Here is a 25,902-nt window from a genome sequence, read left to right on the forward strand (position 1 = left end):
TCTGCTGTCCCCTCCGGATCCCGGAGGGGACAGCAGCAGCCGCTCGTACCGGCGATTCAGTACGGCCAGCCCGGCACGTTCAGCTGAACGCGGTAGAGCGCGAAGTTTCCGCTGTCCCCACCGCCGGACGGCGTGCCGGAGGTGATGTACAGCGTCTTCCCGTCCGGGCCGCCGAAGGCGGCGTTGGTGGCGTTCGGCCCGGCGGAGATCGTGCCGAGCGACTGCCCGGACGGGGAGTAGACGTGGACGATCCCGTCGCCGTAGGTCACCTGGTAGACGTTGCCCGCGCAGTCGACCGTGCCGCCGTCGGTGCCCGCCAGTGACGCGAAGTCGGCGCGAGGGCCGGTACTGCCGTCGGCGTTCACCGGGTACCGGTAGATCTTGCCGGTGGCGTTCCCGCCCACGTACAGCGTTGTGCCGTCCGGGGACAGCTCGATCCCGTTGGGCTCGCGGATGGTGTCGTCGATCAACGAGACGACGCCGTCGCGCACCCGGAACACGCCGGTCTTGCCGCCCATCTCGTCCGGGCGGTCGGCGCGCTGGAAGTCGGGGTCGGTGAAGTAGACGGTGCCGTCCGGGCCCTGGGTGAGGTCGTTCGGCGAGTTGAACCGCCGTCCTTGGTAGCCGGCCGCGACCGTGGTCCGCTGTCCGGTCGCCAGGTCGTACGCCGAGACGGTGCGCTGGTCGTGGGTGGCCGCGAGGACGGACTTGCCGTCACGGCTCAATGCGAGCCCGTTGCTGCCCGCGGCCGGGATCACCGTGGTGAACGTTCCCGTCGCCGGGGTGTAGCGCAGGATGTCCGACGGCTGGACGTTCTCTTCGCCCGTCCCGTCGTGCATGTTCGTCAGCAGCAGGCTCTGGGTTGCCTTGTCCCAGGTCGGTCCCTCGAGGAAGTTGTAGCCGTCCCGGATCTTGACCGCCGTGAGGTGTCCCGATGGCAGGGGCGACCCGAACGGTCCGTCCGGGCAGAAACCGGTCGCGGGGACGGTCGTGCCGCCCGGCAGGGTCCACCGCTGGTTCGTCCCGCCGGTGCAGGTCCACTGCTGGAGCCGAGTGCCGTCCGCCGAGGACACTCCGGTGGCGTCGAGGCACTTCCCGGATGCGGTGTTGACGAGGGTGCCGTTCTGGGGCCGCCATTGCTGGGCGCCGGTGCCGTTGCAGTCGTAGACCTGGACCGCCGCGCCGTCGGCGCGGGAACCCCCGGCCACGTCGAGGCACTTGCCGGACGCCGCGCTGATCGTGCCGTCGGAGCGGGCGGTCCACTGCTGTGCGGTGCCGCCGGTGCACGACCACAGCTGCACCCGCGTGCCGTTGGTGCCGGCCGGGACGTCGAGGCACTTGCCGCCGATGCCGGTGATCGCACCGGTGCCCGCCTCCGCGGCCGGGGCGGCGATCGCCACCCCGGCCGCGACGAGGACGGCGACGGTCAGTGCGCGTCCGTTGTGGACGATCACGCGGGCACCGTCCAGCGCTGGTTGGGGCCGCCGGTGCAGGTCCAGATCTGCACCTTGGTGCCGTTGGCGGTGCCGCCGCCGGTCACGTCGAGGCACTTGCCGGTGCCGGCGTTGACCAGCGAGCCGTTCGCGCCGGCCGACCACTTCTGGTTCGGGCCGCCGAAGCAGTCCCACAGCTGGACCGCCGTGCCGTCGGCGGTGCCGCTGCCGGTGACGTCGAGGCACTTGCCGAGGCCGCGGACGGTCCCGTCGGTGCCCAGGGTCCACTGCTGGTTCGGGCCGGAGGTGCAGTCCCACAGCTGGGGCCGGTTGCCGTTGGCGGTGGAGCCGTCGGTGACGTCGAGGCACTTGCCCAGGGCCGAGACGGCGCCGGTGCGCCCGGTCGGCGGTGGGGTGGTGCCGCCGTTGCCGGGCCAGGTGAACGTGGCCATCGAGCCGCCGGGCAGGGAGTAGCCGAACGACTGGCCGCCGTAGGAGACCTGGAAGTTCTGCGTGCCACCGCTGTTGAAGGCGACGAGGGCGATCGTGCCGTCGGGGTTGCGGAAGGCGACGTTCTGGATGCCGCCGTCGCCGTAGCCGGTGGAGTCGATCCGCACGGCGCCGGGCTGGACGAACTTGCTGAGGTGGCCGAGGACGTAGTACTCGGCGTTGTAGGTGACGTTCGAGCCGTTGGTGGTGACGACGCCGGTGCAGTTGGTGCAGCTGCCGATGACCGGGCCGTGGTTGTTGTCCAGGGCCAGGTTCCACAGCGCCACGGACTTGGCCCAGTTGCGGGTGGCGCCGATGGCGAGGTTGATCCCGTGCCAGCGCAACGTGTCCCGGAATGTGCTGGCGTCGTCGCCGGAGGAGGTGCCGGAGCACTCGGTGAAGAAGATGTCCTTGTTCGGCTGGGCGTTGTGCACGACGGACTGCCAGTTCGGGGTGTCACCGCCGTAGCAGTGCCAGGCCGAACCGGCGACGTTGTTCCCGGCACCGGAGTTGACCTGCTGGGGGTAGTCGACGTCGTCCCAGTTGTGGTCGTAGCCGAGGATCTTGGCGTTCTGCCCGGCCGCCCGCAGCTTGGGTGCGAGGGTGTTGATGATGTTCACCTGCTGCCCCGAGGACATCGGCATGCCGGGATAGCCGGGTGGGGAGAACTTGGGTTCGTTCTGCACGCTGAGGTAGTCGATCGGTGCTCCGGCGGCGCCGTAGGCCTGGGTGAACTTGACGAGGTAGTCGGCGTAGGTGCCGATCCGGCTGTCGTTGAGGTTGCCGCCGATGAGGTTGTTGTTGTTCTTCATCCAGGCCGGCGCGCTCCACGGCGTGGCCATGATGGACAGTTTCGGGTTCAAAGCCTTGGCCTGCTTGACCAATGGCAGGATGTAGGCGTTGTCGTGGGCGACGGAGAACCGCGACAGGCTCGGGTCGGCGGCGCCGTCGTCATAGGTGTAGAAGCTGCGCGAGAAGTCGGTCGCGCCGATGGGCTGGCGCAGGAAGCTGAGCCCGACTCCGGTGCCCGGGTTGAACAGGGCGTTCATGATCTCGTCGCGCCGCGGAGAATTGAAGACGTTCCACGCGGCGGCGTCGGTGAACGACGCGCCGAACCCGACCATCGACTGGTAGGTCGCATTCGGGTTCACGGTGATCACCGGGCCGCTGCCACCGCCGCCGAAGGAAACGCTTCCCTGCTGCCGCAACAGGTTCGAGCGGTCGGCGGTGGTGAGCCAGACGCTGGCGGTGGTCGCGGCCTGCGCGATGCCGGTCGGTAACGCGAGCAGGGATCCCGCCGTGGTGGCACCGACGAGGGCCGTTGCGGCGGCCACCTTCCACCGCCGGCGTGGTATCCGCCGGTGGTGATCGTCTGTCATCGAAGACATACCGCTCCTCGGAAGCTAGGGAGCGATCACCGCACGGGTGCACGGGATCGGCTCGTCTGCTGCCACAGTGGCGGCTGTCAGGCAGTGCGGGACAGCACCTCGTCGAGAGGCCGACACCCACCCTGAGCCGGGCGGGTGATCGACTGATCGTAAAGATGGTTTACATGAACTGTCAAGTGATCCGCGGGTGATCCGCCGCCCGGCGACTCGTCGTCCACACCGATCGGGCGGCGATGACGCCGATGACGATCGTGACGAACACCAGCAGTGCACCGGTGAGCGGGACCCAGCCGGCCGGCCGGACCACTTCGAGCCACTCTTCGGCCAACGCCACCGCGGCGGCCAGCGGGAAAGTGAACGACCAGAACCCCAGAGTGAAGCGCAATCTGCGGTAACGCGGCACCATCGCGGCTTGCACCAGCACCAGCAGGACGCCGAGGCCGGCGATCGCCTGGGCGACGGGGTCGGCGACGTGACCGTGAAGGGAAAACCAGGCGATCCCGGCGACCGCGGGCGGGGCCAGCAGAATCGCCGTGGTGGGAACGAGTGCGTCCGGCAGAGGCGGGCGGAATATGAGGCGCAGGAGGACCATCGCGGTCAGGGTGACGGCGAAGAACGTCCCGACGCCGAACAGCGCCCACGCCAGACCGTGGTAGCCCACAGCGTGCGCCACGTCGGCGCCGACCAGCCCCGGCGCCACCGTCGGCAGCAGGTAACCCGGGTGCAGGGACTCGAGCGCGAGCCGCCCCTCGAACCAGGAGGCGAACAGCCAGGCGGCGAGGATCGCGGCCACGGCCACGGCGAGCAGGAAAAACGCGCGTCCGCCGGCGGGTGACCACCTGAAGAGATCAGCGGCGAGCAGCATCGCGGTGACCGGGGCCAACGCGGCGATAGGACCTTGCGCGGGGTGCCGCAGCTGGCTGCTCAGCCGTTCACCGCTGCGCGCGCCGCGGACAAGGTGGGCAATCAGCAGCGACGTCCACGCGATCGCCGCGAGTGCCCAGAACGCTTGGGGGACCAGCCGTGGCAAGGCCAGGGCCGGGGCGGCTTCGGTCCATGCCTCGGCCAGGCCGGCGAGGCCGAAACCGATGGCCAACGTGGTCAGCGGCAGCCGCGCCGGTGCCGGGCGGGAGCCGGCAGTACGGGGGTGGTCAACGGGTATTGGCGGGGAATCCAGCGTGCTGGTCATGATGCTCTCCGGGTGCGACATCACTCCGTCCGGACCGCGGGCCACCGCGGCCCGGACGGGCCGGCACCGCGGGTAGCGGTGCGGTTGAGGGAACGAGGAAAGGGTTCAGGCGCCGGCCGCGCGCAGCACGAGATCGGCGACCTCGGCCGGGTGCGAGGCGAACACGGCGTGGGAGGCGCCCTCGATGCTGACGACCTCGCCCTTGGCCCGCTCGGCCATGAAGTGGTGGGCGGCGGCCGGGATGTTCTTGTCCGCCTCGGCGATCAGGAAGTAGCTCGGGACACCGGCCCAGGCCTGCGGGCCGTCGGCGGCCTCGTTCAGCGCCGCGGCGGTGATCGGCCGCTGGGTGGCCGCCATCACCCGGGTCGTCTCCTCGGGCACGTCGGCGGCGAACTGCCGCCGGTAGAGCTCCTGGGCGACGTACATGTCCTGGTTGCCGTCGGGCAGCGGGACCGGGCGGAGCGTCTCGGCGAGGGTGCTGCCGGGGAACTGGCCGGACAGGTCCGCGGCGCTCTCACCGGCTTCCGGGGCGAAGGCCGCGATGTAGACCAGGGCCGTGACGTTCGAGGCGCCCGCGGCGGCCTTGCTGATGACCATTCCGCCGTAGGAGTGACCGACCAGGACGACCGGGCCGTCGATGGTGTCGACCAGGGCGCGCAGCTGGGCGGCGTCGTAGGCCACCGAGCGCAGCGGGTTGGCCGCCGCGACGACGCGGTGCCCTGCGGCCTGCAGGCGCTCGACGACCGGACCCCAGCCGCCGGACTCGGCGAACGCGCCGTGCGACAGGACGATGGTCGGCTTGGTGGTGGCCATGGTTTCCTCCGTGAGGATCGGGGTTTTCGTTCGTACTGACGGAAACCATGGTTGTCCGGACGGCGGGGGAGCAGCGCCCGTCAGATGACCGTGACCGTGACGGTCGCCGGGTGAGCAGTCGCCGTCAGGGGAGGTCGGCGAGGAGTTCGGCGACGCGGCCGGGGACGGACAGGAACGCCGAGTGCGACGCCGTCAGCTCGACGACCGTCGTGGGGTTCGCGGGGAAGGCCGCGTCGGCCTGGCTGATGAACAGCCGCTGCAGCGGAGCCGGGATGGTGCGGTCCTCGGTGCACACCACGTAGGTGCGGGGGAGCGAACCCCAGCCGTGCTCGGTGAGTTCCGTGCTGTCGGTGACCATCGCCAGTGGCGCGTCGCAACTCAGCAGCGCGGCCGCGGCCGCAGCGGTCGAAGGCTCGACGTCGCCGTAGAAGGCCTCGTGGATGGCGTCCTGGACGGCGGGGTCGGGACTGCGGGGGTCGATCCGCAGCGCGCCCGTGGCCGCCGGGTCCCCGACCAGCAGCGGCATGAACCGGTTGCTGCTGCCCTCGGGCAGCGACGGGTAGACCAGGCAGGGCGTGCCGGTGGCCGGCATGTAGGCGGCGAGGTACACCATGTGGGCGAGAAGGCCGGGTTCCCGCTCGGCCGTCCTCGTCAGCACCGCCCCGCCCATGCTGTGGGTCACCACCGACACCGGGTTGCCCCGGCCGGCTCGTTTCAGCTGGGCGATCAGCAGGTCGGCGGCGGCGTCGAGCCCGATCCCGGCGACCGGCGACGGCTCGGTGGCGAAGGCCGCCGGGTCGAACGGGCGGCGGTTCGCCGCGAGCGGGGCTTTCGCCAGCAGTCCGTGCGCCGCCATGTCGACCGCGACCGCCGCGCGGCCACGGGCGGCGAGCTCGGCGACGACGTCCGTCCACGCCCACGAGCCGTGGTAGAAGCCGTGCAGCAGGACGATCGGCGCATCCGCCATGGGCCCACACCTCCGAAACGGTTCAGCACCCGGACGATACGGGAGCCGGAACGCCGACAGGCGGGCCGCTCACCGTGGTGAGTGACCCGCCTGTATGGACTGTCGCGCGGAGAACCCGGTACCCCGTCACGGCTCGGGCGCGGGCGGCAGCGTGTCGAGCCAGCCGCGCGTCAGCTCGGCCCGGCCGGTGGGCAGCAGGGCCGCCAACCCGCGGGACGCCTCCTCGAAGATCACCAGGGCGCCTCCGCCGGGGTCCTCCAGCAGCAGCCACGACTGGTAGAAGCTCAGCTGGTCGCCGACCGCGGCCCAGCCGAACCGGGTCGGCGGCACGAACTCGCCGACGATCCCGTCGAAGGTGTGCGGCGGGGACACGACCACGAACCGGCTGCCGACGGCCAGGTCACCGGCGAGTTCGGTGCGGTCCACCGCGCGCTGCCACTTCGGCCACTCTTCGACGGCGGCGAGCTTCGCGAAGACCGCGCCGGTGGGCGCGGAGGTCCGGCGCCGGTGGTGGACGAAGCTGTCGCAGCGGTCCGGCCCCCAGCCGGGGGGCCAGTGGATCCCGGGATGCGGGTCTGGGTTCATACCGTCCAGGGTCACCGCGCCCGGGCGGGACAGCACCCGTCACATGACTGTGGTGTCCACCTGCTCGTCCTGCTGGTAAGCGGTCAGCGCGTCCCGCAGCGCGGCGCGCGAGGTGATGCCCAGCTTGGGGAAGATCTTGTACAGGTGGTCGCCGACGGTCCGGTGGGAGAGGAACAGCTTCTGCCCGATCTGCTTGTTGGTCAGGCCGGCACCGGCGAGCTCGGCGATCTCGCGCTCCTGCGGGGTCAGCTCGGCCCGGCCCTCGGGCGCCGACCGCCGGGTCAGCCCCGTCGCGCGCAGCTCGTTGGCGGCGCGGTCGCGCCACGGGACCGCGCCGAGTGCCGACAGCGCGTCGTGCGCGAGGGTCAGCTGTTCGCGCGCCGCGGCGGTGTCGCGCAGGCGGCGCAGCCGGACCCCGTACGCGAGGCGCACCCGGGCCACGTCGAACGGCCACTGGTCCGGGTTCGTGATCGCCAAGGCCGTGTCGAACAGGTCGCGGGCGTCGTCGTCCTCGGCCGCCAGCGCGCCGGCCGCGGCGCTCAGCAGGCCCAGCCGGGGCGACACGGTGTCCAGGTGGGCTTCGCGGAGGGTTGCGGCGTGCGCGGCGGCCTCGGCGCGGCGTCCCGTGTGCAGAGCGGCGTCGACGAGGTCGAAGCCGGCCCACAGCGCGGTGGGCCGGTACGGCGCGAGCTGCCCGGCCGGGCTGAGCCGGGTCGCGTGGTGGTAGGCGGATTCGTGGTCGCCGGCGGCGATGTCGGCCAGCGTGCGCGCCTGCAGGGCGAAGTAGGTGACGCCCGCGGCCTGGTGGGCGCCGGCCCAGCGGATCGTGTCGTCGGTCAGCTGCCGGGCGGCCTCGACCCGGCCTCGCGCGGCCGCGACGAGCGCGTGCACCCAGTCGAAGTACCAGCGGAAGAACCGGAACCCGTGTTCGGCGCACACGACGAGTCCCTCGTCGGCCCACTCGCCGGCCTCGGTCCAGCGGCCACCGTGGAAGGCGTCGAGCGCCAGGTGGATCAGCGCGCCGAGGTGCCGCCGGGCCGAGCCCTTGCCCTCCCGGCGGGTTTCGGCCAGCCGGCGTTCCGGGGCACGCAGGCGGTGCAGCCGGTCGGCGAACAGGGCGGCGGTGCCGATCCGGACGAGCTGAGTGGGTTCGGGGTCGGTGCCCACGGAGTCGATCAGGCCGTCGAGGGTGGCGATGTCCCCGGCGGAGGCGCGGGCGGGGTCGGTGAAGACGACCGCGTTCACCCGGGTCACCGGCGTGGGTGCCGGTTTCAGCCGGTCGACCAGCGCCCGGTACGCCTGTCCGGCCTCCTCGGTGCCCACCCACCAGCTGATCAGCATCAGGCTGTGCATGGCCTCGGTCAGGACGGGGTCGTTGGCGTCGAAGCCGTGTTCGCCGGCCTCGATCGCCCCGGCCAGGAGCCGGTGTGCGGTGGTCACGTCGCTCTCGGCGTTGATCAGCAGGTGCGCGGCGGCCGCGGCGGCGTGCAGCGAGTGGGTCTCGAGGGATCCGGTGCGCCGCGCGTCGCCCAGCAGCCTGCTCGCGGTGGCCATCTCCCCGCCGGCTTCCGCGCCGATGTAGGCGGCTTCGGCCAGGCGGCGGCTCCGGTCGGCGGCCGCCGGGCTGAGCTCGGCCGCGCGGGTCAGCGCGGTGACGGCACCGAGGGCGTCACCCTGGCGGAGCAGGGCCTGGGCGGTGTCCTCCAGCTGCCCGGCGATCTGTTCGTCCGGACCGACCGCGGATTCGGCGAGGTGGCGGACCCGCCGCTCCGGGGTATCGACGACGGCGGCCAGCGCGCCGTGGGCCCAGCGCCGGTCCCGTTCCGAGGCCGCCTCCACGACGGCCGCGCCGATCAGCGGGTGGCGGAAGCTCGGCCGCCCGCCGCTGAGCTGCACCAGCCGGCTCTCCTCCGCCGGGGCGAGGTCGTCGAGGTCGCAGGCGCTGCCGCCCGCCGCGCGCAGGCGCGCCGGGTCGGTGGTGCCGCCGAGCGCGCCGAGCAGCAGCATCAGCCGGCACCGCTGCGGCAGGTCGCGCACCCGGGAGGTGAACATCGCCTGGAGCCGCTCGGACAGGGGCAGAACCGCGGGGAGCGCGGTGAAGTCGGTGCGCTGGTCGCCGTCCAAGGCGGACGGCAGTTCCAGCAGGGCCAGCGGATTGCCGGCCGCTTCGGCGAGCAGCCGTTGCCGCACCGCGGGCGCCAGGTCCGGGAACCGGCGGTCGACCAGGGTCCGGGCCGCGGCGGTGGGCAGCGGCGGCAGGACGATCTCGGTCAGCCCGCTGTTGCGGAAGAAACCTCGCTCCGCGGATCGGCAGGCCGCCAGGAACACGATCGGGCTGCCGACCAGGCGGCGGGCCACGAAGCCGAGCACTTCGGCGCTGGCCCGGTCCACCCAGTGGAGATCGTCGACGACGAGCAGGATCGGGTTTTCGGCCGCGGCGGCGCGCAGGCACAGCAAGGCGGCGTTGGACACGACGAGCCGGTCGGGGACCTGGCCGATCTCGAAGCCGAGCGCGCACCGCAGGGCGGTGCGCTGCCCCGGGTCGAGGGTCGTCATCTCGTCGCCGAGCGGGAACATCAGCTGGTTCAGCGTGGAGTAGTTGACGTCGGCCTCGAACTGCACGCCGGCGGCCCGCAGGACGCGAACGCCGCGCCGGGCCTCGCCGTCGGCGAATGCGTCGAGCACCGCTGTCTTGCCGACGCCGGCGTCGCCGACCACCAGCACGGCCCCACCCCGCACGCCCGCGCCGTCGAAGAAGTCCCGCAGGGACGTGATGTCGTGCTCTCGGCCGATCAGCTCCACCGGTCGATCCTCCAAAAGTACGGCGCTCTCGGCAAGGGACTCGGTCGTGACACCCACTTGCTCGCGACGCCGGCGGTCACAGCACCGACAACCGGGTCGGCGGGATCCAGCAGGTGCCTCCGTCTCCAGCGTCGCCGGACCTCGGCGCCCGCGTCGACCACGGCGAGTCGCGCTGACGCCGCGGAAGTCACTGCGAGCGCGCCGAACCTGCGCCGGCAGCTCCGCGCAGGCGGCCTGTCGAAGCCGGGCTGGTCAGCGCTGTCCGCCACCGGCCGAACCTGGCTCTGCGTGATCTCCGTGTACTACACTCGCCACGATACATGAATCTTCACGCGATGAACCGAGGGATGATCATGCGCCCTTGTGACGACCACGCTCGCCGGCGGCACCTCGGCGCGACGCCGCGATGAGTGACCCGGCGCCCAAGTCCTACCGCGGATCCGACATCACTGTCAGCTTCGACGGCAGCCGCTGCCTCCATTTCGCCGAGTGCCTGCGCGGGCTGCCGGCCGTGTTCGACGTCCAAGCGCGCCCCTGGATCACCCCGGACAACGCCGAGGCTGACGCAGTCGCCGAGGTGGTGGAACGCTGCCCCAGCGGCGCGTTGCGCTACACACGACGTGACGGCACCGACGAACGCGCACCCGATCCGACAGTCGTGACCGCGACCGACGATGGCCCAACCCTCATCCGCGGCAACCTCGTCCTGACCGGCGCCGGCGGCGAGTCTCACCAGGACACGCGTATGGCGCTGTGCGCGTGCGGTCGGTCGGCAAGACGTCCTTTCTGCGACAACGCGTGCCGCCGCTGAGGGCATCTGGTAGCTGCACCGCGAGGGAATGTCCCTCCCGGTTGAGGCTGGACTGAAGGCCTGCGGGCGCAAGACCGTCGGAGCGGGTGCGATCGGCTCGGCCTTCGCGCGCCGCTCGTACCCGGGATCAGGTCGCCGCAGTGCTCGACGACCTGACGGACTGGGACGGGCGCATCCTGGTGGACGCCACCAACGATTTCTCCGCGCCGTTCAGGCCGGCGCAGATCACCACCAGCGAAAAGGCTGCCGCGCTCGCTCCCGCCGCACGCGTCCTCAAGGCGTCAGTCGCTCAGCCGCGGCTCCAAAGGAGACAGGACTGCGGTGATGCGCGGCGAACCGCTTCGTGACGAGATTCGGCGAGGGAGCTGAGCTTGCCGCCGATGGCACGTCGGTGCGCGCAAAGAACCTTTGGCGTCCACCTGCCCGGGGGACCCGACTGGGGCAGTTGTAGTGACCCCATTTCGCCGTCCTCGGGCCGGTGCCCCAGTTTTGCCCAGCTACCGATCGAGCTGAAGTTCTTCTTGACGAAACTCAAGATCCGGTACAGCGAAAAAACCGCCCTACCTGGATCGTCGGATCCGGTGGGCGGTGTTTCGTCACTGTGGAGCTAAGGGGACTCGAACCCCTGACCCCCTCACTGCCAGTGAGGTGCGCTACCAGCTGCGCCATAGCCCCGAGGCGAAGGTGAACTCCGCATCTCGTATGCCCATACAGTACACCCCGCCCAGAGGGCCTCCACGCGGGGGTACCCACAACCCCGCAAAGCCGCTGACCTGCACGTTCACACCTTATTTTTAGTCCTGTATTGACCTCCGCCTGTGGCCGCCGTTACATTTTGCGCGGTTGTGACGCCGAGGTCCCCGCCCGTTACGCCGCGTCTTCACCACCGGGCACACCTCTCGATGACGCCGCAGATGCGGCAGAGGAGGCTTCGATGACGAGACGGCGGGTGATGACGCTGCTCGCGGCAGCGTCGGTCCTGGTCGGAAGCATGACGACAGCCACGGCGAGTGCCGCCGTGACGCCGGACGGGTGGTACACCGTTGCCGCCGTCAACAGCGGGAAGTGCGTCGATGCGCGGGGTGCCGGGACGGCCGATGGGACCGTTGTCCAGCAGTACGCCTGCAACCAGACCGCTTCGCAGCAGTGGCAGTTCCAGGCCACCGGGGACGGCTACTTCCGGGTCAACGCCCGCTCCAACCCGGCCGCCGCCTGGGACGTCAAGGACGTGTCCGCCGCCGATGGTGGCCTGCTGCAGCTCTGGACCTACGGGGGCGGGGCCAACCAGCAGTGGCAGGCCGTCGACGAAGGCGGCGGCCGGTACCACTTCGTCAGCCGCAACAGCGGGAAGTGCCTCGACGTCCCCGGGGCGTCCACCGGCGATGTGCAGCTCCAGCAGTACACCTGCAACGGCACCGGGGCCCAATCCTTCATGCTGACGCCCGTGAACACCAGCCAGCCCGGACAACCCGACTTCGGCCCGAACGTGGTGATCTTCGACCCGTCGATGCCGAGCTCGACCATCCAGAGCCGGCTCAACAGCATCTTCTCCCAGCAAGAGCGCAACCAGTTCGGCAGCCAGCGCTACGCCGTCATGTTCAAGCCCGGCACCTACGCCAACGACGTCAACGTCGGCTTCTACACGCAGGTCCTCGGCCTCGGCCTGAGTCCCGACGCCGTGAACATCAACGGCGCCGTGCACGTCGAGGCCGACTGGTTCCCGCCGCAGAACGCCACCCAGAACTTCTGGCGGGGCGCCGAAAACCTGTCCGTGACGCCGAACGGCGGCGCCGACCGCTGGGCCGTCAGCCAGGCCGCCCCCTACCGCCGCATGCACGTCCGCGGTGACCTGCAGCTCGACGACGGCGGCTGGGCCAGCGGCGGCTGGATCTCCGACACGAAGATCGACGGCCAGGTCCGCTCCGGCTCCCAGCAGCAGTGGATCTCGCGCAACTCGCAGTTCGGCAGCTGGAACGGCTCGAACTGGAACATGGTCTTCGCGGGCGTCCAGGGCGCTCCGGCGAACACCTTCCCGAGCCCGCCCTACACCACCGTCGGCCAGACGCCGGTGACCCGCGAGAAGCCGTTCCTCTACATCGACGGCGCGGGCAAGTACCAGGTGTTCGTCCCGGGCGTGAAGACCAACGCGTCCGGCACGAGCTGGGCGAACGGCGCCGCTCCCGGCACCTCCCTGCCGATCGACCAGTTCTACATCGCCAAGCCCGGCGCCACCGCCGCGGACCTGAACGCCGCGCTCGCCGCCGGCAAGAACCTGCTGGTCACGCCCGGTGTCTACCACCTGAACCAGACGCTGCGGGTGACCCGGCCGGACACCGTCGTGCTCGGTCTCGGCATCGCCACGCTGATCCCGGACAACGGCATCACCGCGATGACCGTCGACGACGTCGACGGCGTCAAGCTCGCCGGCCTGCTGATCGACGCCGGCACGACCAGCTCGAACACGCTCATGCAGGTCGGCCCGGCCGGCGCGAGCGCGAACCACGCCGCGAACCCGACGTCGCTGCACGACGTGTTCTTCCGGATCGGCGGCGCCGCCGTCGGCAAGGCGGCGACCAGCCTGGTCGTCAACAGCAGCAACGTCATCGGCGACCACATGTGGATCTGGCGCGCCGACCACGCCGAGCGCAACGAATACGTCGGCTGGACCACCAACACCGCCGACACCGGGCTGATCGTCAACGGCAACGACGTCACCATGTACGGCCTCTTCGTCGAGCACTACCAGAAGACGCAGGTGGTCTGGAACGGCAACGGCGGCCGCACCTACTTCTTCCAGAACGAGATGCCCTACGACGTGCCGAACCAGGCGAGCTGGATGAACGGCTCGACGCAGGGCTTCTCCGCCTACAAGGTCGGCCCGAACGTCACCAGTCACGAAGCGTGGGGCCTGGGCAGCTACTGCTACTTCAGCACCAACCCGTCCGTGGCCAGCGCGCACGCCTACGAGGCGCCGAACACGCCCGGTGTCCGGTTCCACGACATGGTGACCGTGTCGCTCAACTACCAGGGCACGATCACGCACGTGATCAACAACACGGGCCCGGCTACGCCGTCCGGGACCAAGGCCGTCAACCTGGTGAGTTACCCCTGAGCAACCGGCGTGCGCCGTGGTGGCGGCCGCGGCGCACGCCGGTCCTATGTGGAATACACCGAACGGGGTGTTCGGGGCGCCGGACGGGGTAAACGCCGCGATACTGGGAGTCCCTAGATCCGGGAGCGGCAGATGACCTCTTTCGCAGCGTTCACCGTCGTCGAACCCCGCAGGGCCTGGCCGATCGCGGCCGTCCGCGGCGTCTTCGCCGTGCTCTTCGGGCTCTTCGCGCTGATCTGGCCCGGCGCCACCGTCCTCGTCCTGGCGATCCTGTACGGCGTGTACGCGATCGTCGACGGCATCGGCGGCCTGATGCAGGCGTTCCGCCCGGGTGACACCGGGCACCGGGTGGCCTACGGCGTCCTCGGCGCGCTCGGCATCGTCGCCGGGATCCTCGTCCTCGTCTGGCCCGGCCTCACCGTCCTGCTGCTGGCCCTGCTGGTCGGCTTCTGGGCGATCATCACCGGGATCGCCGAAATCGCCGCCGCGGTCCGCCTGCGCAAGCAGATCCGCGGCGAGGCGTTCCTCATCGCGGCCGGCGCGATCTCCGTGCTCGCCGGCATCCTCATCGTGATCAACCCCATCGCCGGCGCCTACGGCATCGCGCTGCTCGTCGGCATCTACGCGCTCCTGTACGGGATCATGCTGCTGGTGCTGGCGTTCCGCCTCCGGAAACTCGCCGCCTGAGTACCGTGCGGGGGTGTCGACCCGCGAACTGGTGGTGCTGGGCACCGCGTCCCAGGTGCCCACGCGCCACCGCAACCAGAACGGCTACCTCCTGCGCTGGGACGGCGAGGGCATCCTCTTCGACCCCGGCGAAGGCACCCAGCGCCAGATGCTGCGGGCCGGCGTCGCCGCCACGGACGTCACGCGGATCTGCGTCACGCACTTCCACGGCGACCACAGCCTCGGCCTGCCCGGCGTGATCCAGCGGCTGTCGCTGGACAAGGTCGCGCACCCCGTCCACGCCCACTTCCCGGCGTCCGGCGCGCACTACTTCGAGCGGATGCGGCACGCGACGGCCTTCTACGAGCAGGCCGACCTGCGGGAACACCCGATCGCCGAGGACGGCCCGATCGCCACCGGGAAGCTCACCCTCGAAGCGAAGCGCCTGAGCCACCCGGTCGAGGCGTTCGGCTACCGGCTGACCGAGCCCGACGGCCGCACCATGCTCCCCGAAAAGCTGCGCGAACACGGCATCGCGGGCCCGGACGTCGGCCAGCTCCAGCGCGAAGGCCGCCTCGGCGACGTCCGCCTCGAGGACGTCAGCACGCCGCGGCCGGGCCAGCGGTTCGCGTTCGTGATGGACACCCGCCTGTGCGACGCGGTGTACGCCCTCAGCGAAACCGCCGACACGCTCGTGATCGAGGCGACGTTCCTCGCCGAGGACACCGCACTGGCCGAGAGCTTCGGTCACCTGACCGCGCGGCAGGCCGCCCGGGTCGCCGCCGAGTGCGGCGTCCGGCAGCTCGTGCTGACCCACTTCTCGCAGCGCTACCCCGATCCGGACCGCTTCGAAGCGGAGGCGCGGGCCGAGTTCGACGGCGAGATCGTGGTGGCCCAGGACTTGGAGCGGGTCCAGGTGCCGAAACGACGTTCTTCGCCTCCGGGGCGGGAAGCGCCGTAGGCTGCACCTCGTGAGCCAGCCGATCCTGATGACCGTCGACGACGATCCCGCCGTGTCCCGCTCGGTCGCCCGTGACCTGCGCCGGCGCTACGGCAAGGACTACCGCGTCATCCGCGCCGACTCCGGCCCGGACGCCCTCGACGCGCTGCGCGAGATCAAGCTGCGCGGCGACGCCGTCGCGGCCATCCTCGCCGACTACCGGATGCCGCAGATGGACGGGATCGCCTTCCTCGAGAAGGCGATGGACCTGTTCCCGCACGCCCGCCGTGCCCTGCTGACCGCCTACGCCGACACCGACGCCGCGATCCAGGCGATCAACGTCGTCGACGTCGACCACTACCTGCTCAAGCCGTGGGACCCGCCGGAGGAGAAGCTCTACCCGGTGATCGACGCCCTGGTCGAGACCTGGAAAGCGGTCGGCGACAAGCCGGTCGAGGAGGTCAAGCTCATCGGCCACCGGTACAACTCGCCGTCGTTCCACCTGCGCGACTTCCTCGCGCGCAACGCCGTCCCGTACCGCTGGTACTCGGTCGACGACGACGAGGGCTGCCGGATCCTGCAGGCCGCGGAAGCGACCGACAAGGACATCCCGGTCGTCGTCACCCCGGACGGCACCGTCCTCAAGAACCCGACCGGCAGCGAGATCGCCGACGCGGTCGGCTTGTCGACCCGGCCGGCGCAGGAGTTCTACGACCTCGTCGTGATCGGCGGCGGCCCGGCCGGCCTCGGCGCCGCGGTGTACGGCGCGTCCGAAGGCCTGCGCACGGTCCTCGTCGAGAAGAAGGCCACCGGCGGCCAGGCCGGCACGAGCTCGCGCATCGAGAACTACCTCGGCTTCCCGGACGGCGTCTCGGGCGCGCAGCTGACCGACCGGGCGCGGCGCCAGGCGCAGAAGTTCGGCGCCGAGGTGCTGACCGCGCGCGACGTCGTCGGCCTCGAAGCCCGCGGCTCGTCGCGGGTGATCACCTTCGGCGACGGCAGCGAGATCGCCGCGCACTCGGTGATCCTCGCCAGCGGCGTCAACTACCGCGCCCTGGAGGCCGACGGCATCGAGGAGCTCACCGGCCGCGGCGTCTACTACGGGTCGGCCGCGACCGAGGCGCCCGAGTGCAAGGGCGAGCACGTCTACATCGTCGGCGGCGCCAACTCGGCCGGGCAGGCCGCGGTGTTCTTCTCCCGGCACGCCAGCGACGTCACCATCCTGGTGCGCGGTGAGTCCCTCGAAGCGTCGATGTCGCACTACCTGATCGAGCAGATCGCCGGCATCGAAAACATCCACGTCCGCACGCACACCACCGTCAAGCAGGTGCACGGCGACGGCCACCTCGAGCGGATCACGCTGTGCGAGAACGGCGTCACCGAGACGGTCGAGAGCGGGCACCTGTTCATCTTCATCGGCGCCGCCCCGCGCACCGACTGGCTCGGCGACGCCATCCACCGCGACGAGTACGGCTTCGTGTGCACCGGGCCGGACCTGCTGAGCGCCGGGCAGCGGCCGGCGGGCTGGCCGCTCGACCGTGACCCGCACTACCTCGAGTCGTCGATCCCGGGCGTGTTCGTGGCCGGTGACGTGCGGTCGCAGTCGGTCAAGCGGGTGGCGTCCGCGGTCGGCGAGGGCGCGATGGCCGTGACGCTGGTACACCGGTACCTGGAGGAACAATGAGCGCACTGCCGCGGGAAGAGCTTCGCGGCCTCTTCCTGTTCGAACACCTTTCCGAAGCCCAGCTCGACTGGGTCGCCGCCAACGCCGTGCTCGAGGAGTACGACGGCGACTCGTTCGTCATCCGCGAGGGCGACGAGGCGACCTGCTTCTACGTGATCCTGAACGGCGCCGTCCGGATGACGCGCCTGGTCAGCGGCACCGAGATCGAGACGAACCGGTCCGACCAGCGCGGCGCCTACTTCGGCGCGACGCAGTTCTTCGTGCACCAGGAAGCCGAGCACCGCTACGGCGCTTCGGTGCAGGCGCTGAGCGACGTGACGCTGCTCGCGCTGCCCGCCGCGGAGTTCTCCGTCGAGTTCCGCAGGTGGTTCCCGATGGCGACGCACCTGCTGGAGGGCATGTACCTCGGCTGGCGCAACAGCGACACGGTGATCGGTTCGCGCCGCCGGCTGCTGGCGCTGGGCGAGCTCTCGGCCGGGCTGACGCACGAGCTGAACAACCCGGCCGCGGCCGCCGTCCGGGCGACGTCCGCCCTGCGCGAACGCGTCGCCGGGATGCGCCACAAGCTGGCCTTCCTGGCCAAGAAGGACATCGAACCGGAGCTGCTCTACCAGCTCATCGACGTCCAGGAACGCCTGGTCAAGCAGGTCGCGCAGGCCGAGAAGCTGACGGCCATGCAGCAGGCCGACCGCGAGGACGAGATCGGCGACTGGTTCGACGACCGCGGCATCGACGGCGGCTGGGACCTCGCCGACATCTACGTCCGCGCCGGCCTGACCACGGCCGACCTCGACCATGTGCTGGAGCAGGTCGGCGACACCTTCATCGACGGCGCCGTCCGCTGGCTCGCCTACGCGCTCGAGACCGAGATGCTGATGGGCGAGATCGAGGACTCCACCACGAGGATTTCCGCCCTGGTCGGCAAGGCCAAGCAGTACTCCCAGATGGACCGGGCGCCGCACCAGTGGGTCGACGTCCACGACGGCCTCGACTCCACGCTGGTGATGCTGTCCGGCAAGATCGGCGACGGCGTCCGCGTGGTCAAGGAGTACGACCGCAGCCTGCCGAAGATCCCGGCGTACCCGGCCGAGCTGAACCAGGTCTGGACGAACATCATCGACAACGCCCTCGGCGCGATGAAGGGCGAGGGCACGCTCACGCTGCGGACGTGGGGGGAGAACGACCAGGTCCGCGTCGAGATCGGCGACACCGGCCCGGGCATCCCGGCGGACATCAAGCCGCGGATCTTCGAGCCGTTCTTCACGACCAAGCCGGTCGGCGAGGGCACCGGGCTGGGCCTGGACATCTCGTGGAAGATCGTCGTCGAGCGCCACCAGGGCGACCTGCGCGTCGAGTCGGAGCCGGGGAACACCCGGTTCGAGGTCTGCCTGCCGACGGCCGAGCAGGCCTCCCTCTGATGGGTTCCGTCCCGACGGTCACGACCGAACTCGGGGCGCTGGTGGGGCTGGCGGGCGACGGCGTCCGCGTCTGGCGCGGCGTCCCGTACGCCCGCCCGCCGGTCGGCGAGCTGCGGTGGCGGGCGCCGCAGCCGCCGTCGCTGTCCGGCGGTGTGCACGTCGCGACCGAGTACGGGCCGCACGCGATGCAGGCGCCGGACCCGATGAACCCGGCTGCCGTCTGCGACGAAGACTGCCTGTACCTCAACGTCTGCACGCCGGACGGCCCGGCGCCCGAGCGCGGCTGGCCGGTGCTGTTCTGGCTGCACGGTGGCGGTTACCGCGTCGGCCACGGCGAGCAGCTGGGCGACGGCGAGGAGTTCGCCCGCGCCGGGATCGTCGTCGTCACCATCAACTACCGGCTCGGCTCGCTCGGCTTCCTGCACCTCGCCGGGATCTTCGGCGGGTCCGAAGCGGACGCCGGCGTGTGCGGCTTCCTCGACCAGGTCGAGGCCCTGAAGTGGGTGCGCCGCAACGTCTCCGCGTTCGGCGGCGACCCCGAGCGCATCACCGTCTACGGCGTGTCCGCGGGCGCGAAGAGCGTCGGGAACCTCCTGGGCAGCCCCCTGGGCCAGGGGTTGTTCGCCCAGGCCATCAGCAGCTCCGGCGGCGCGGACCACGTCGCGACGCCAGAGGCCGGGACGGCGCTGGCCCGGCGGCTGCTGGACGAAGTCGGCTGCCACGACATGGACGCGCTCCGGGCGTTGCCCGCCAAGGAGTTCGTCGAGGCCCAGGAACGGATCCTCACCGGCTTCCAGGCGTTGTGGCTCTGGCGGCCCACTCTGCACCCCCGCGTGCTGCCCGAGGTCCCGATCGAGCCGATCCGGCGGGGGAGCGCGGCCGGGATTCCGCTGCTGATCGGCTGCAATAGCAACGAAGGCAGTACGTACGCGCTGATGCTCGGCGACGACGTCGCGACGGCGCCGGCGTCCGGTGTGCTCACGGGCATCCTCGGCGATTCCGGGGCTACGCAGCTTCTCGAGACGTACCTTCGCCGCGTCCCCGACCTGCAGGCCGCGAAGATCGCCGCCATGGGCGACGAACGCTACGGCATCCCGACGCAGCGGCTCGCCGACGCGCAGTCCGCGCACGCGCCCGTGTACCGCTACCGCATCGACATCGCCGCGCCCGGCGTGCCCGAGCAGCTCGACGGCGGTCACGGCACCGAAACCACCATGGCGTGGAAGACGCCGCTGCCGCTCGCGTCGCAGGGTTCCGCCGTCAACCCGAAGCGGGAAAGCGCGGCGTTGCTCATCCACCGCGCCTGGGTGCGCTTCATCCGGGACGGCGTCGCGGACGCGGACGGTCCCGAATGGCCGCCCTACGGCCCCGAACTCCGGCCGGTGCTGGTTTTCCGGGAAGACACCGACTTGGTGCTCGATCCACGCGCCGACGAGCGAAAGGCCTGGGGCGACACGGAATGGGCGTCCGGGACCTGGTTCCCGGTGACCTGAGACCGTTCCTTCACCCGCCGTTCACTTCGAACCGGCTCGCTCCCGCGTCCAATGGGCGAAGGCGGCTGAGGGGAGTGCTCGTGAAACGCCGGGTGTCGATCGGACTGGCCGTGGTGCTGGTGCTGGCCGTCGTGGGGGTGATCATCTGGGGCCGCGGCGACGACAGCGCCGCGGGCTCGACCACGACCGTGCGCGGGGTGATCGGTTCGGAGAAGCAGGCCTTCTTCACCGACCGGCGCGTCGTCGACGCCTTCGCCCGGCACGGCCTGAAGGTCGAGGTCGACACGGCCGGGTCGCGGCAGATCGCGACGACCGTCGACCTCGGGAAGTACGCCTTCGCGTTCCCGTCGTCGTCGCCCGCGGCGCAGAAGATCCAGCGCGACCGCAAGGTGACCACCGTCTACACGCCGTTCCAGTCGCCGATGGCCGTCGCCTCCTTCGAACCGATCGTCGCCCTGCTGCGGGCCAACGGCGTCGTGCACAAGGGCGCCGGCGACTACGACGTCCTCGACATCGCGAAGTACCTCGACCTGGCGAAGGCCGGGACACGCTGGGACCAGCTGCCCGGCAACACCGCCTACCCGGCCCGTAAGAACGTCCTCGTCACCACGACCGACCCGCGCGAGTCGAACTCCGCGGCGATGTACCTGTCGATCGTTTCCTTCGTGGCCAACGGGAACGCCGTCGTCAGCGCGCCCGACCAGGAGGCGAAGGTGCTGCCGTCGGTGGCGAAGCTGTTCCTCGACCAGGGCTACACGCAGAACAGCACCGAAGGGCCGTTCGAGGACTACCTGTCGGCCGGCATGGGGAAGACGCCGCTGGCGCTGATCTACGAGTCGCAGTTCGTCGACCGGGTGCTGCGCGGCGACGGCTCGATCCGGCCCGACATGCGGATGCTCTACACGGCCCCGACGGTCTACTCGAAGCACACGCTGGTGCCGCTGACCGGCGACGGCGACAAGGTCGGGCAGCTCCTCGCGACCGACCCCGAGCTGGGCAAGCTCGCCGCGACCTTCGGCTTCCGCACGACCGATCCGAAGCTGTTCGCCGAGGTCGCCGCGCCGGCCCACGTGCCGGCCGACCTGGTGGACGCCGTCGAGCCGCCGTCGTTCGAGACCCTGGAACGGCTGCTCGACGCCGTCGGCAAGCAGTACTGACATGGACTTCGCCCTCACCCCGCCCGAGCCGGTCACCGCGATCCCCGCCGAGCGCGCCGCCGGGCTGATCACGCTCAGTTCCGAGACGCGGTCGGAAGTCTCCGTTCGCGCCGCGGAGTTCGCGTCGCGGCTCGAAGCCCTCGACGTCCGGTCACCGGAGTTCACCGACCTCCTGGACGAGCTGCTGGCCGTCGGCGAGGCCGACATGCGCGCCGCGGCCGGCGTCGCGGGGACGATGCTCGACCGGTCGTTGCGCAGCGCGGTGTCGCCGCAGGACGGCGTCACGACGAGCCTCGCGAGCCTGCGCCGGACCGTCGCCGAGCTCGACCCGGCGAAGCTGCCGCTCACCGGCCGGAAGCTGCTGGGCATGTTCCCGGCCGCGGCCGGCGCGAAGCGGGCGCTGGACCGCTACCGGGCGGCGAACGAGCCGGTCAACGCCCTGGTCGTCGACCTGCGCGGCCGCCAGGACGTCCTGCGTCGCGACAACGCCTCGATCAAGCGCGAACGCGAGCGGCTGTGGCAGGTGATGGGAAAGCTCGCCGAAGCGGCCGCGCTCGCCGAGGCCGTCGACGGCGCGATCGAAGCGCAGGCCGGCGTCTTCGACCTGACGGATCCCGCGCGCGCCAACGCGTTGCGCGCGGACGTGCTGTACCCGATCCGGCAGCGGCACCAGGACCTGCTGACGCAGCTGGCGGTCAGCGCGCAGGGCTACCTCGCGCTGGACCTGGTGCGCAAGAACAACGACGAGCTGATCCGCGGCGTCGAGCGCGCGGTGTCGACGACGGTGTCCGCGCTGCGGGTCGCGTTGCTGGTCAGCGGCGCGCTGGCGAGCCAGCGGGACGTCCTCGACGAGGTCGCGGCGCTGCAGGCGACCACCGACGGGCTGATCCGCGCCAACACCGAGCTGCTGGACCTGCAGTCCGCGGAGATCCGCAAGGCGAGCAGCGACCCGGCCGTCGCGACCGAGACGATCCGCGCGTCCTTCGACCGGATCTACGCCTCGATCGACGCGATCGACGGGTTCCGCGCCGACGCCGTCCGCACCATGGCCGCGACCGTCGAGTCGCTGTCCGGGGAAATCCGCCGCGCCGAGGACCACCTGCGGCGTTCGCACGAGGGGGAAGCATGAGGAAGTTCCTGGCGTTCCTGGTGGGCGTGCTGCTGCTGGCGGGGTGTTCCGAACCGTCGTCCGCACCGCTCGGGGATCCCGAGCCGGGCGTGTTGCGGATCCTCGCGGGCAGCGAACTGGCGGACCTGCAGCCGGTGCTCGACGAAGCCGCTCGCGCCACCGGAGTGACGGTCAAGTTCACCTTCACCGGGACGCTGGAGGGGGCCGAAGCGCTGGCGAACGGCAGCGTCGACGGCAAGTACGACGCCGTGTGGTTCTCGTCGAACCGGTACCCCGCCGGCATTCCCGAAGCGGCGAAGCGGCTCGGGAACCAGGTCAAGATCATGAGCTCGCCGGTGGTGCTGGGGCTGGCCACGCCGGTGGTGCAGCGGCTCGGCTGGGCGAACAAGTCGGTCAGTTGGGGCGAGATCGCCGCGCAGGCCGGGAAGAAGGCGTTCAGCTACGGGATGACGGACCCGTCGGCGTCGAACTCCGGGTTCTCGGCGCTGGTCGGCGTCGCTTCGGCGTTGGCGGGCGCGGGCAACGCGATCGACGCCCAGCAGATCGCTGCGGTGACTCCGCAGCTGACGCAGTTTTTCAGCGCACAGGCGCTTTCGGCGGGTTCCTCGGGCTGGCTGTCGGACGCGTACGTCCGGCGCGCGACCGGGCCGGACCCGGTCGACGGGCTGATCAACTACGAGTCCGTGCTGCTGTCGGCGAACGCGTCCGGGAAGCTGCCCGCGCCGCTCACGCTGATCTACCCGAGCGACGGCGTCGTCACCGCCGACTACCCGCTCACCCTGCTGGCTTCCGCCGGCTCCGACGCGCGTTCGGCCCACCAGCGGCTCACCGATCACCTGCGGACGCCTGCGGTGCAGCAGCGGATCATGGAGACCACCGGACGGCGTCCGGTCGTGCCCGGGGTCGCGCTGGGGCCGCAGTTCACGCAGCGGGACCTCGTCGAGCTGCCGTTCCCGGCGACGCAGCAGGCGGTCGACGCGCTGCTCTCGGCGTACTTCGACAACCTCCGGCGGCCCTCGCGGACGCTCTACGTGCTCGACACGTCCGGGTCGATGGCGGGTTCGCGGATCGACTCGCTGCGGGCCGCGCTGGTCGGGCTGACCGGCGCGGACACGTCGCTGACCGGCCGGTTCCGGCGGTTCCGGAGCCGGGAGGAGGTGACGATGCTGCCGTTCAACACCGGACCGGGCGCACCGCAGACGTTCACCGTGCCGGCCGAGAACCCCGCGGCCGAGCTGGCGCGCATCAAGACGTTCGCCGAAGGGCTCGAGGCGCGCGGCGGAACGGCGATCTACGACAGCCTTTCGCGGGCGTACCAGGTGCTCGAGCCGCTGACGGCCGCGGATCCGGACCGATTCACCTCCATCGTGCTGATGACCGACGGTGAGAACGCGAACGGCTCGTCGCTGGGGGGCTTCCTGGGGTCGTTCGGGTCGCTGCCGCCCACGGTGAACCAGGTTCCGGTGTTCACGGTCCTGTTCGGCGAAGGCAGCAGCGACGAGCTCACCCAGGTCGCGACGCGGACCGGCGGCAAGGTGTTCGACGCGCGCAACGTCCAGCTTTCGCAGGTGTTCCAGGAGATTCGCGGGTACCAATGATGCTGCGCTATCTGGGGTCGACCAAGAACCTCGCCGGCTGCGTCGGCGGGCTGATCGGCGTCGGGCTGTACCTGACCGGGGTGGCCGGGTGGTTCTGGCCGTTCGTCGTGGCGGCGCTCTACGCGGCCGGGGCGCTGCTGGCGCCGGGGGAGAAGGTGCGGCTCGTCCCCGACACCTCCGGTGAGCTGCGGCAGTCGCTGGACGCGCTCGAGGCCGTGGTCTCGGCGCAGGCGTCCCGGATGCCGGTGTCCTCTGTGGACACCGTGCGCCGGATCGCGGTGGTGCTGCGCGACCTGCTCTCCCGGCCCTCGCGGCTCTCGGCCGACCCCGATCTGCAGCACGCCGTCGTGCGGCTGGCGGGCACCGATTTGCCGCTGTCGCTGGAAACCTACCTCAACCTGCCGTGGTGGTTCGCGGCTCGGCGGGCCGGTGCGGGCGAAGAACTGGTGGCGCAGCTGGGGTTGCTCGAGGCGGAGGCGCACCGGGTGGCCGAGCGGTTCTACGCGGCGGAGGTCGACCGGCAGGCCGACCACACGCGGTACCTGCGGGATCGCGACGCCTGATCTCCACACCTGTGAGTGATGATGTTCGAACGCGCGTTCGAGTAGCGTGGTCGTTGTCGCACTCGTCGGAGAGGAGAAGTCATGAACGGGTACCGAGGTTCGGCAGGGTCAGGGTCATCGCGGCGGTGGTCAGCCAGCTCAGCAGGTCCGGCAGGGGAATGCGGGAGAGGCGCTCCGGCCATTCCTCCGCCACGGTGTGCAACACGAGTTCGTCCTGCCGCGGCTCCACTTTGGCCAGTTTCAGGCCGGGCGGGAGTTCCGGCAGGGGAAGCACGATGGGGTGGAAGGCGCGGGGTGGGCGCAGCTGCCGCCGTCCGATGTGGAGGGTCTGCGGCACGAGCACCACGGCGTCGTCCGCCACCTGCGGGCGGAGCGTCAGGTGGCCCCAGTGCGGGCGCTTGGCCCAGCGGATCTGCAGCAGCCCGCTGCCGGCCGGGGTGGCGACGATCCCGGGGCGGGCTTTCGCCACCCGGTCCCGCAGCACGTCGGCGGACACGGCGATCCCGAGCTGCACCCGCGCGGGCTTGGCGGCCGGGGTGGGCAGCGAGCGGAGGCGGACGTCTTCGGCGAGCACGGTGACGCGGCGCAGCGGGATGCTGCCGGGCTCGTCTTCGCCTTCGGCGGCTTCGGACTCCGGCCAGTCGACGTCCTCGGCGACGATCCGGACGTCGCCGAGCCGTCCGGTGGCCAGCCGGAGGCTGTCGGCCGGGTAGTCGAGTGCGGCGAGGGTGAGGCCGACTTCGCGGTCGCCCACCTTCGCCGTCAGCCGGCGGCCGACGAGCTGCTCGGTGACGGTGCGCACGAGGGCGGCCGGCGTGACCGGGACGTTCGGGAGCAGGGAACGCCCGGCCGCGGCCAGGTCGGCCAGCTCGGGCCAGGGTGACCAGCCGTCGAACCACCTGCCGTCGCTCATCCGTCCAGTGTCGCCGAAGGCGACCGGCGGCGGCGACGGCGGGTGGTCCGCCTTCGGTCACCGTCCCGCGAAGCGGGCGATGATGCCGGTCACGACCAGCCAGAACACCGCGGCCAGGCCGTAGTCGAGAATCACGGCCAGGCTGGGGCTGTCCACCGGGAACAAGCCGGGCCAGAACAACGCGAGAGGAACCGCCAGCGACTTGATGAACTGGAAGAAGGCGTTGCCGGCGTTCGCGCCGGCGAGCACCATGATCATGTAGAGAACTTCGATCCCCGCGAAGATCGCGCCGATCGCCGTGATGACCCGCACGGCCGTGTTCCGTCTGGTGGTGGTTCGCCAAGGAGACATGCTGCGAAAATTCCCGGATCGGGTGACAGATCAAACGCGTCCGACCCAAGATTGCGCCGTTCGGCCGCTCCCGTTGCTCTCCGCCGCCCACCCACCACAGCAGGCAACCACCCCAACACCCCGGCTACCCGCGGCCTCCCCGACCAAACGCCCCCACCACCCACGCCCCGGCGACCCCCAGGCCCACCACCCGACGCCTCCGCCACCCGACACCCTCGGCGACCCAACGCGCCCCTCGGCCACCCAACGCCCCCGCCACCCGACGCACCCGCCGCCCAAGGCTCTCGGCCCACCCAATGCACCTGCCACCCAGCCCCTCCCGCCACTCCACACGCCCGCCGCTCAACGCGCCGGCCACCGAAGGCCCTCCGCCCATCTACCCGCGCCACCCCGTCCGCCGA

21 protein-coding genes and 1 tRNA gene are annotated in these 25,902 nt (G+C 71.1%); 12 read left to right on the forward strand and 10 right to left on the reverse strand.

Translation table 11 applies throughout. The features are described 5' to 3' along the window. Positions 1-56: 56 nt before the first annotated feature. The 7 genes from ACWEF6_RS20430 to ACWEF6_RS20460 form a co-directional block, all read right to left on the reverse strand. Positions 57-1,454, reverse strand: a complete 1,398-nt coding sequence (locus tag ACWEF6_RS20430; RefSeq protein WP_449684401.1) for an SMP-30/gluconolactonase/LRE family protein — start codon at positions 1,452-1,454, stop codon at positions 57-59. Next, positions 1,451-3,301: a ricin-type beta-trefoil lectin domain protein gene (locus ACWEF6_RS20435; RefSeq protein ID WP_449684402.1), complete on the reverse strand. Its 1,851-nt coding sequence runs from the start codon at positions 3,299-3,301 to the stop codon at positions 1,451-1,453. Before ACWEF6_RS20435 ends, ACWEF6_RS20430 begins: the two co-directional genes overlap by 4 nt. 181 nt (positions 3,302-3,482) lie before the next feature. Further along, positions 3,483-4,499 (reverse strand): SLAC1 family transporter, encoded by a 1,017-nt coding sequence (locus tag ACWEF6_RS20440; protein WP_449684403.1) that lies wholly within the window; start codon positions 4,497-4,499, stop codon positions 3,483-3,485. A gap of 105 nt (positions 4,500-4,604) precedes the next feature. Next, positions 4,605-5,312, reverse strand: a complete 708-nt coding sequence (locus ACWEF6_RS20445) for an alpha/beta fold hydrolase (protein ID WP_449684404.1) — start codon at positions 5,310-5,312, stop codon at positions 4,605-4,607. A gap of 124 nt (positions 5,313-5,436) precedes the next feature. Then, on the reverse strand, positions 5,437-6,279 hold the full coding sequence (locus ACWEF6_RS20450) for an alpha/beta hydrolase (protein ID WP_449684405.1): 843 nt from the start codon (positions 6,277-6,279) through the stop codon (positions 5,437-5,439). A gap of 126 nt (positions 6,280-6,405) precedes the next feature. Beyond that, positions 6,406-6,864: a hypothetical protein gene (locus ACWEF6_RS20455; RefSeq protein WP_449684406.1), complete on the reverse strand. Its 459-nt coding sequence runs from the start codon at positions 6,862-6,864 to the stop codon at positions 6,406-6,408. Positions 6,865-6,903: 39 nt separating this feature from the next. Further along, positions 6,904-9,666, reverse strand: a complete 2,763-nt coding sequence (locus tag ACWEF6_RS20460; RefSeq protein ID WP_449684407.1) for an AAA family ATPase — start codon at positions 9,664-9,666, stop codon at positions 6,904-6,906. 406 nt (positions 9,667-10,072) lie between these two features. Here ACWEF6_RS20460 and ACWEF6_RS20465 point away from each other — a divergent pair, with 406 nt between their 5' ends. Both ACWEF6_RS20465 and ACWEF6_RS20470 read left to right on the forward strand, forming a co-directional pair. Continuing rightward, positions 10,073-10,477 (forward strand): (4Fe-4S)-binding protein, encoded by a 405-nt coding sequence (locus tag ACWEF6_RS20465; RefSeq protein WP_449684408.1) that lies wholly within the window; start codon positions 10,073-10,075, stop codon positions 10,475-10,477. A 140-nt stretch (positions 10,478-10,617) separates the two neighbouring features. After that, complete coding sequence (locus ACWEF6_RS20470) at positions 10,618-10,824, forward strand: hypothetical protein (RefSeq protein ID WP_449684409.1); 207 nt, start codon at positions 10,618-10,620, stop codon at positions 10,822-10,824. Positions 10,825-11,079: 255 nt separating this feature from the next. Here the strand turns inward: ACWEF6_RS20470 and ACWEF6_RS20475 are convergent. Next, positions 11,080-11,152 (reverse strand) — tRNA-Ala (locus tag ACWEF6_RS20475). Positions 11,153-11,411: 259 nt separating this feature from the next. Here ACWEF6_RS20475 and ACWEF6_RS20480 point away from each other — a divergent pair. From ACWEF6_RS20480 to ACWEF6_RS20525, 10 genes are all read left to right on the forward strand, one after another. Further along, on the forward strand, positions 11,412-13,589 hold the full coding sequence (locus ACWEF6_RS20480) for an RICIN domain-containing protein (RefSeq protein ID WP_449684410.1): 2,178 nt from the start codon (positions 11,412-11,414) through the stop codon (positions 13,587-13,589). Positions 13,590-13,721: 132 nt separating this feature from the next. Then, positions 13,722-14,276 (forward strand): HdeD family acid-resistance protein, encoded by a 555-nt coding sequence (locus ACWEF6_RS20485; RefSeq protein ID WP_449684411.1) that lies wholly within the window; start codon positions 13,722-13,724, stop codon positions 14,274-14,276. A gap of 13 nt (positions 14,277-14,289) precedes the next feature. After that, complete coding sequence (locus ACWEF6_RS20490) at positions 14,290-15,216, forward strand: ribonuclease Z (RefSeq protein WP_449684412.1); 927 nt, start codon at positions 14,290-14,292, stop codon at positions 15,214-15,216. Between the two features lie 10 nt (positions 15,217-15,226). Beyond that, positions 15,227-16,879 carry an FAD-dependent oxidoreductase gene (locus tag ACWEF6_RS20495; protein WP_449684413.1) on the forward strand — a complete coding sequence of 551 codons (1,653 nt, stop codon included), beginning with the start codon at positions 15,227-15,229 and terminating at the stop codon, positions 16,877-16,879. Continuing rightward, on the forward strand, positions 16,876-18,297 hold the full coding sequence (locus ACWEF6_RS20500; RefSeq protein ID WP_449684414.1) for an ATP-binding protein: 1,422 nt from the start codon (positions 16,876-16,878) through the stop codon (positions 18,295-18,297). The genes ACWEF6_RS20495 and ACWEF6_RS20500 overlap by 4 nt, the downstream gene beginning before the upstream one ends. After that, the gene (locus ACWEF6_RS20505) at positions 18,297-19,790 is read left to right on the forward strand and encodes a carboxylesterase/lipase family protein (RefSeq protein WP_449684415.1); all 1,494 of its coding nucleotides are present in this window, start codon (positions 18,297-18,299) and stop codon (positions 19,788-19,790) included. The genes ACWEF6_RS20500 and ACWEF6_RS20505 overlap by 1 nt, the downstream gene beginning before the upstream one ends. An 80-nt stretch (positions 19,791-19,870) precedes the next feature. Next, complete coding sequence (locus ACWEF6_RS20510) at positions 19,871-20,947, forward strand: hypothetical protein (RefSeq protein WP_449684416.1); 1,077 nt, start codon at positions 19,871-19,873, stop codon at positions 20,945-20,947. Between the two features lies 1 nt (position 20,948). Further along, entirely contained in the window at positions 20,949-22,076 is a 1,128-nt protein-coding gene (locus ACWEF6_RS20515; RefSeq protein WP_449684417.1) for a toxic anion resistance protein, read from the forward strand. Beyond that, positions 22,073-23,674: a substrate-binding domain-containing protein gene (locus tag ACWEF6_RS20520; RefSeq protein WP_449684418.1), complete on the forward strand. Its 1,602-nt coding sequence runs from the start codon at positions 22,073-22,075 to the stop codon at positions 23,672-23,674. Before ACWEF6_RS20515 ends, ACWEF6_RS20520 begins: the two co-directional genes overlap by 4 nt. After that, positions 23,671-24,237: a hypothetical protein gene (locus ACWEF6_RS20525; RefSeq protein ID WP_449684419.1), complete on the forward strand. Its 567-nt coding sequence runs from the start codon at positions 23,671-23,673 to the stop codon at positions 24,235-24,237. Before ACWEF6_RS20520 ends, ACWEF6_RS20525 begins: the two co-directional genes overlap by 4 nt. A gap of 79 nt (positions 24,238-24,316) precedes the next feature. Here the strand turns inward: ACWEF6_RS20525 and ACWEF6_RS20530 are convergent, their stop codons facing one another. Both ACWEF6_RS20530 and ACWEF6_RS20535 read right to left on the reverse strand, forming a co-directional pair. Continuing rightward, entirely contained in the window at positions 24,317-25,150 is an 834-nt protein-coding gene (locus ACWEF6_RS20530) for a hypothetical protein (protein ID WP_449684420.1), read from the reverse strand. 57 nt (positions 25,151-25,207) lie between these two features. Further along, entirely contained in the window at positions 25,208-25,462 is a 255-nt protein-coding gene (locus ACWEF6_RS20535; protein WP_003083120.1) for a hypothetical protein, read from the reverse strand. Positions 25,463-25,902 lie beyond the last annotated feature (440 nt).

The sequence above is a fragment of the Amycolatopsis sp. NPDC004772 genome, assembly GCF_053601215.1.

Coding starts and splice junctions, on each gene's coding strand:
- ACWEF6_RS20435 (WP_449684402.1), bottom strand. CDS start 3,301: ATGACAGACGATCACCACCGGCGGATACCACGCCGGCGGTGGAAGGTG.
- ACWEF6_RS20440 (WP_449684403.1), bottom strand. CDS start 4,499: ATGACCAGCACGCTGGATTCCCCGCCAATACCCGTTGACCACCCCCGT.
- ACWEF6_RS20445 (WP_449684404.1), bottom strand. CDS start 5,312: ATGGCCACCACCAAGCCGACCATCGTCCTGTCGCACGGCGCGTTCGCC.
- ACWEF6_RS20450 (WP_449684405.1), bottom strand. CDS start 6,279: ATGGCGGATGCGCCGATCGTCCTGCTGCACGGCTTCTACCACGGCTCG.
- ACWEF6_RS20455 (WP_449684406.1), bottom strand. CDS start 6,864: ATGAACCCAGACCCGCATCCCGGGATCCACTGGCCCCCCGGCTGGGGG.
- ACWEF6_RS20465 (WP_449684408.1), top strand. CDS start 10,073: ATGAGTGACCCGGCGCCCAAGTCCTACCGCGGATCCGACATCACTGTC.
- ACWEF6_RS20480 (WP_449684410.1), top strand. CDS start 11,412: ATGACGAGACGGCGGGTGATGACGCTGCTCGCGGCAGCGTCGGTCCTG.
- ACWEF6_RS20485 (WP_449684411.1), top strand. CDS start 13,722: ATGACCTCTTTCGCAGCGTTCACCGTCGTCGAACCCCGCAGGGCCTGG.
- ACWEF6_RS20500 (WP_449684414.1), top strand. CDS start 16,876: ATGAGCGCACTGCCGCGGGAAGAGCTTCGCGGCCTCTTCCTGTTCGAA.
- ACWEF6_RS20505 (WP_449684415.1), top strand. CDS start 18,297: ATGGGTTCCGTCCCGACGGTCACGACCGAACTCGGGGCGCTGGTGGGG.
- ACWEF6_RS20515 (WP_449684417.1), top strand. CDS start 20,949: ATGGACTTCGCCCTCACCCCGCCCGAGCCGGTCACCGCGATCCCCGCC.
- ACWEF6_RS20520 (WP_449684418.1), top strand. CDS start 22,073: ATGAGGAAGTTCCTGGCGTTCCTGGTGGGCGTGCTGCTGCTGGCGGGG.
- ACWEF6_RS20525 (WP_449684419.1), top strand. CDS start 23,671: ATGATGCTGCGCTATCTGGGGTCGACCAAGAACCTCGCCGGCTGCGTC.
- ACWEF6_RS20530 (WP_449684420.1), bottom strand. CDS start 25,150: ATGAGCGACGGCAGGTGGTTCGACGGCTGGTCACCCTGGCCCGAGCTG.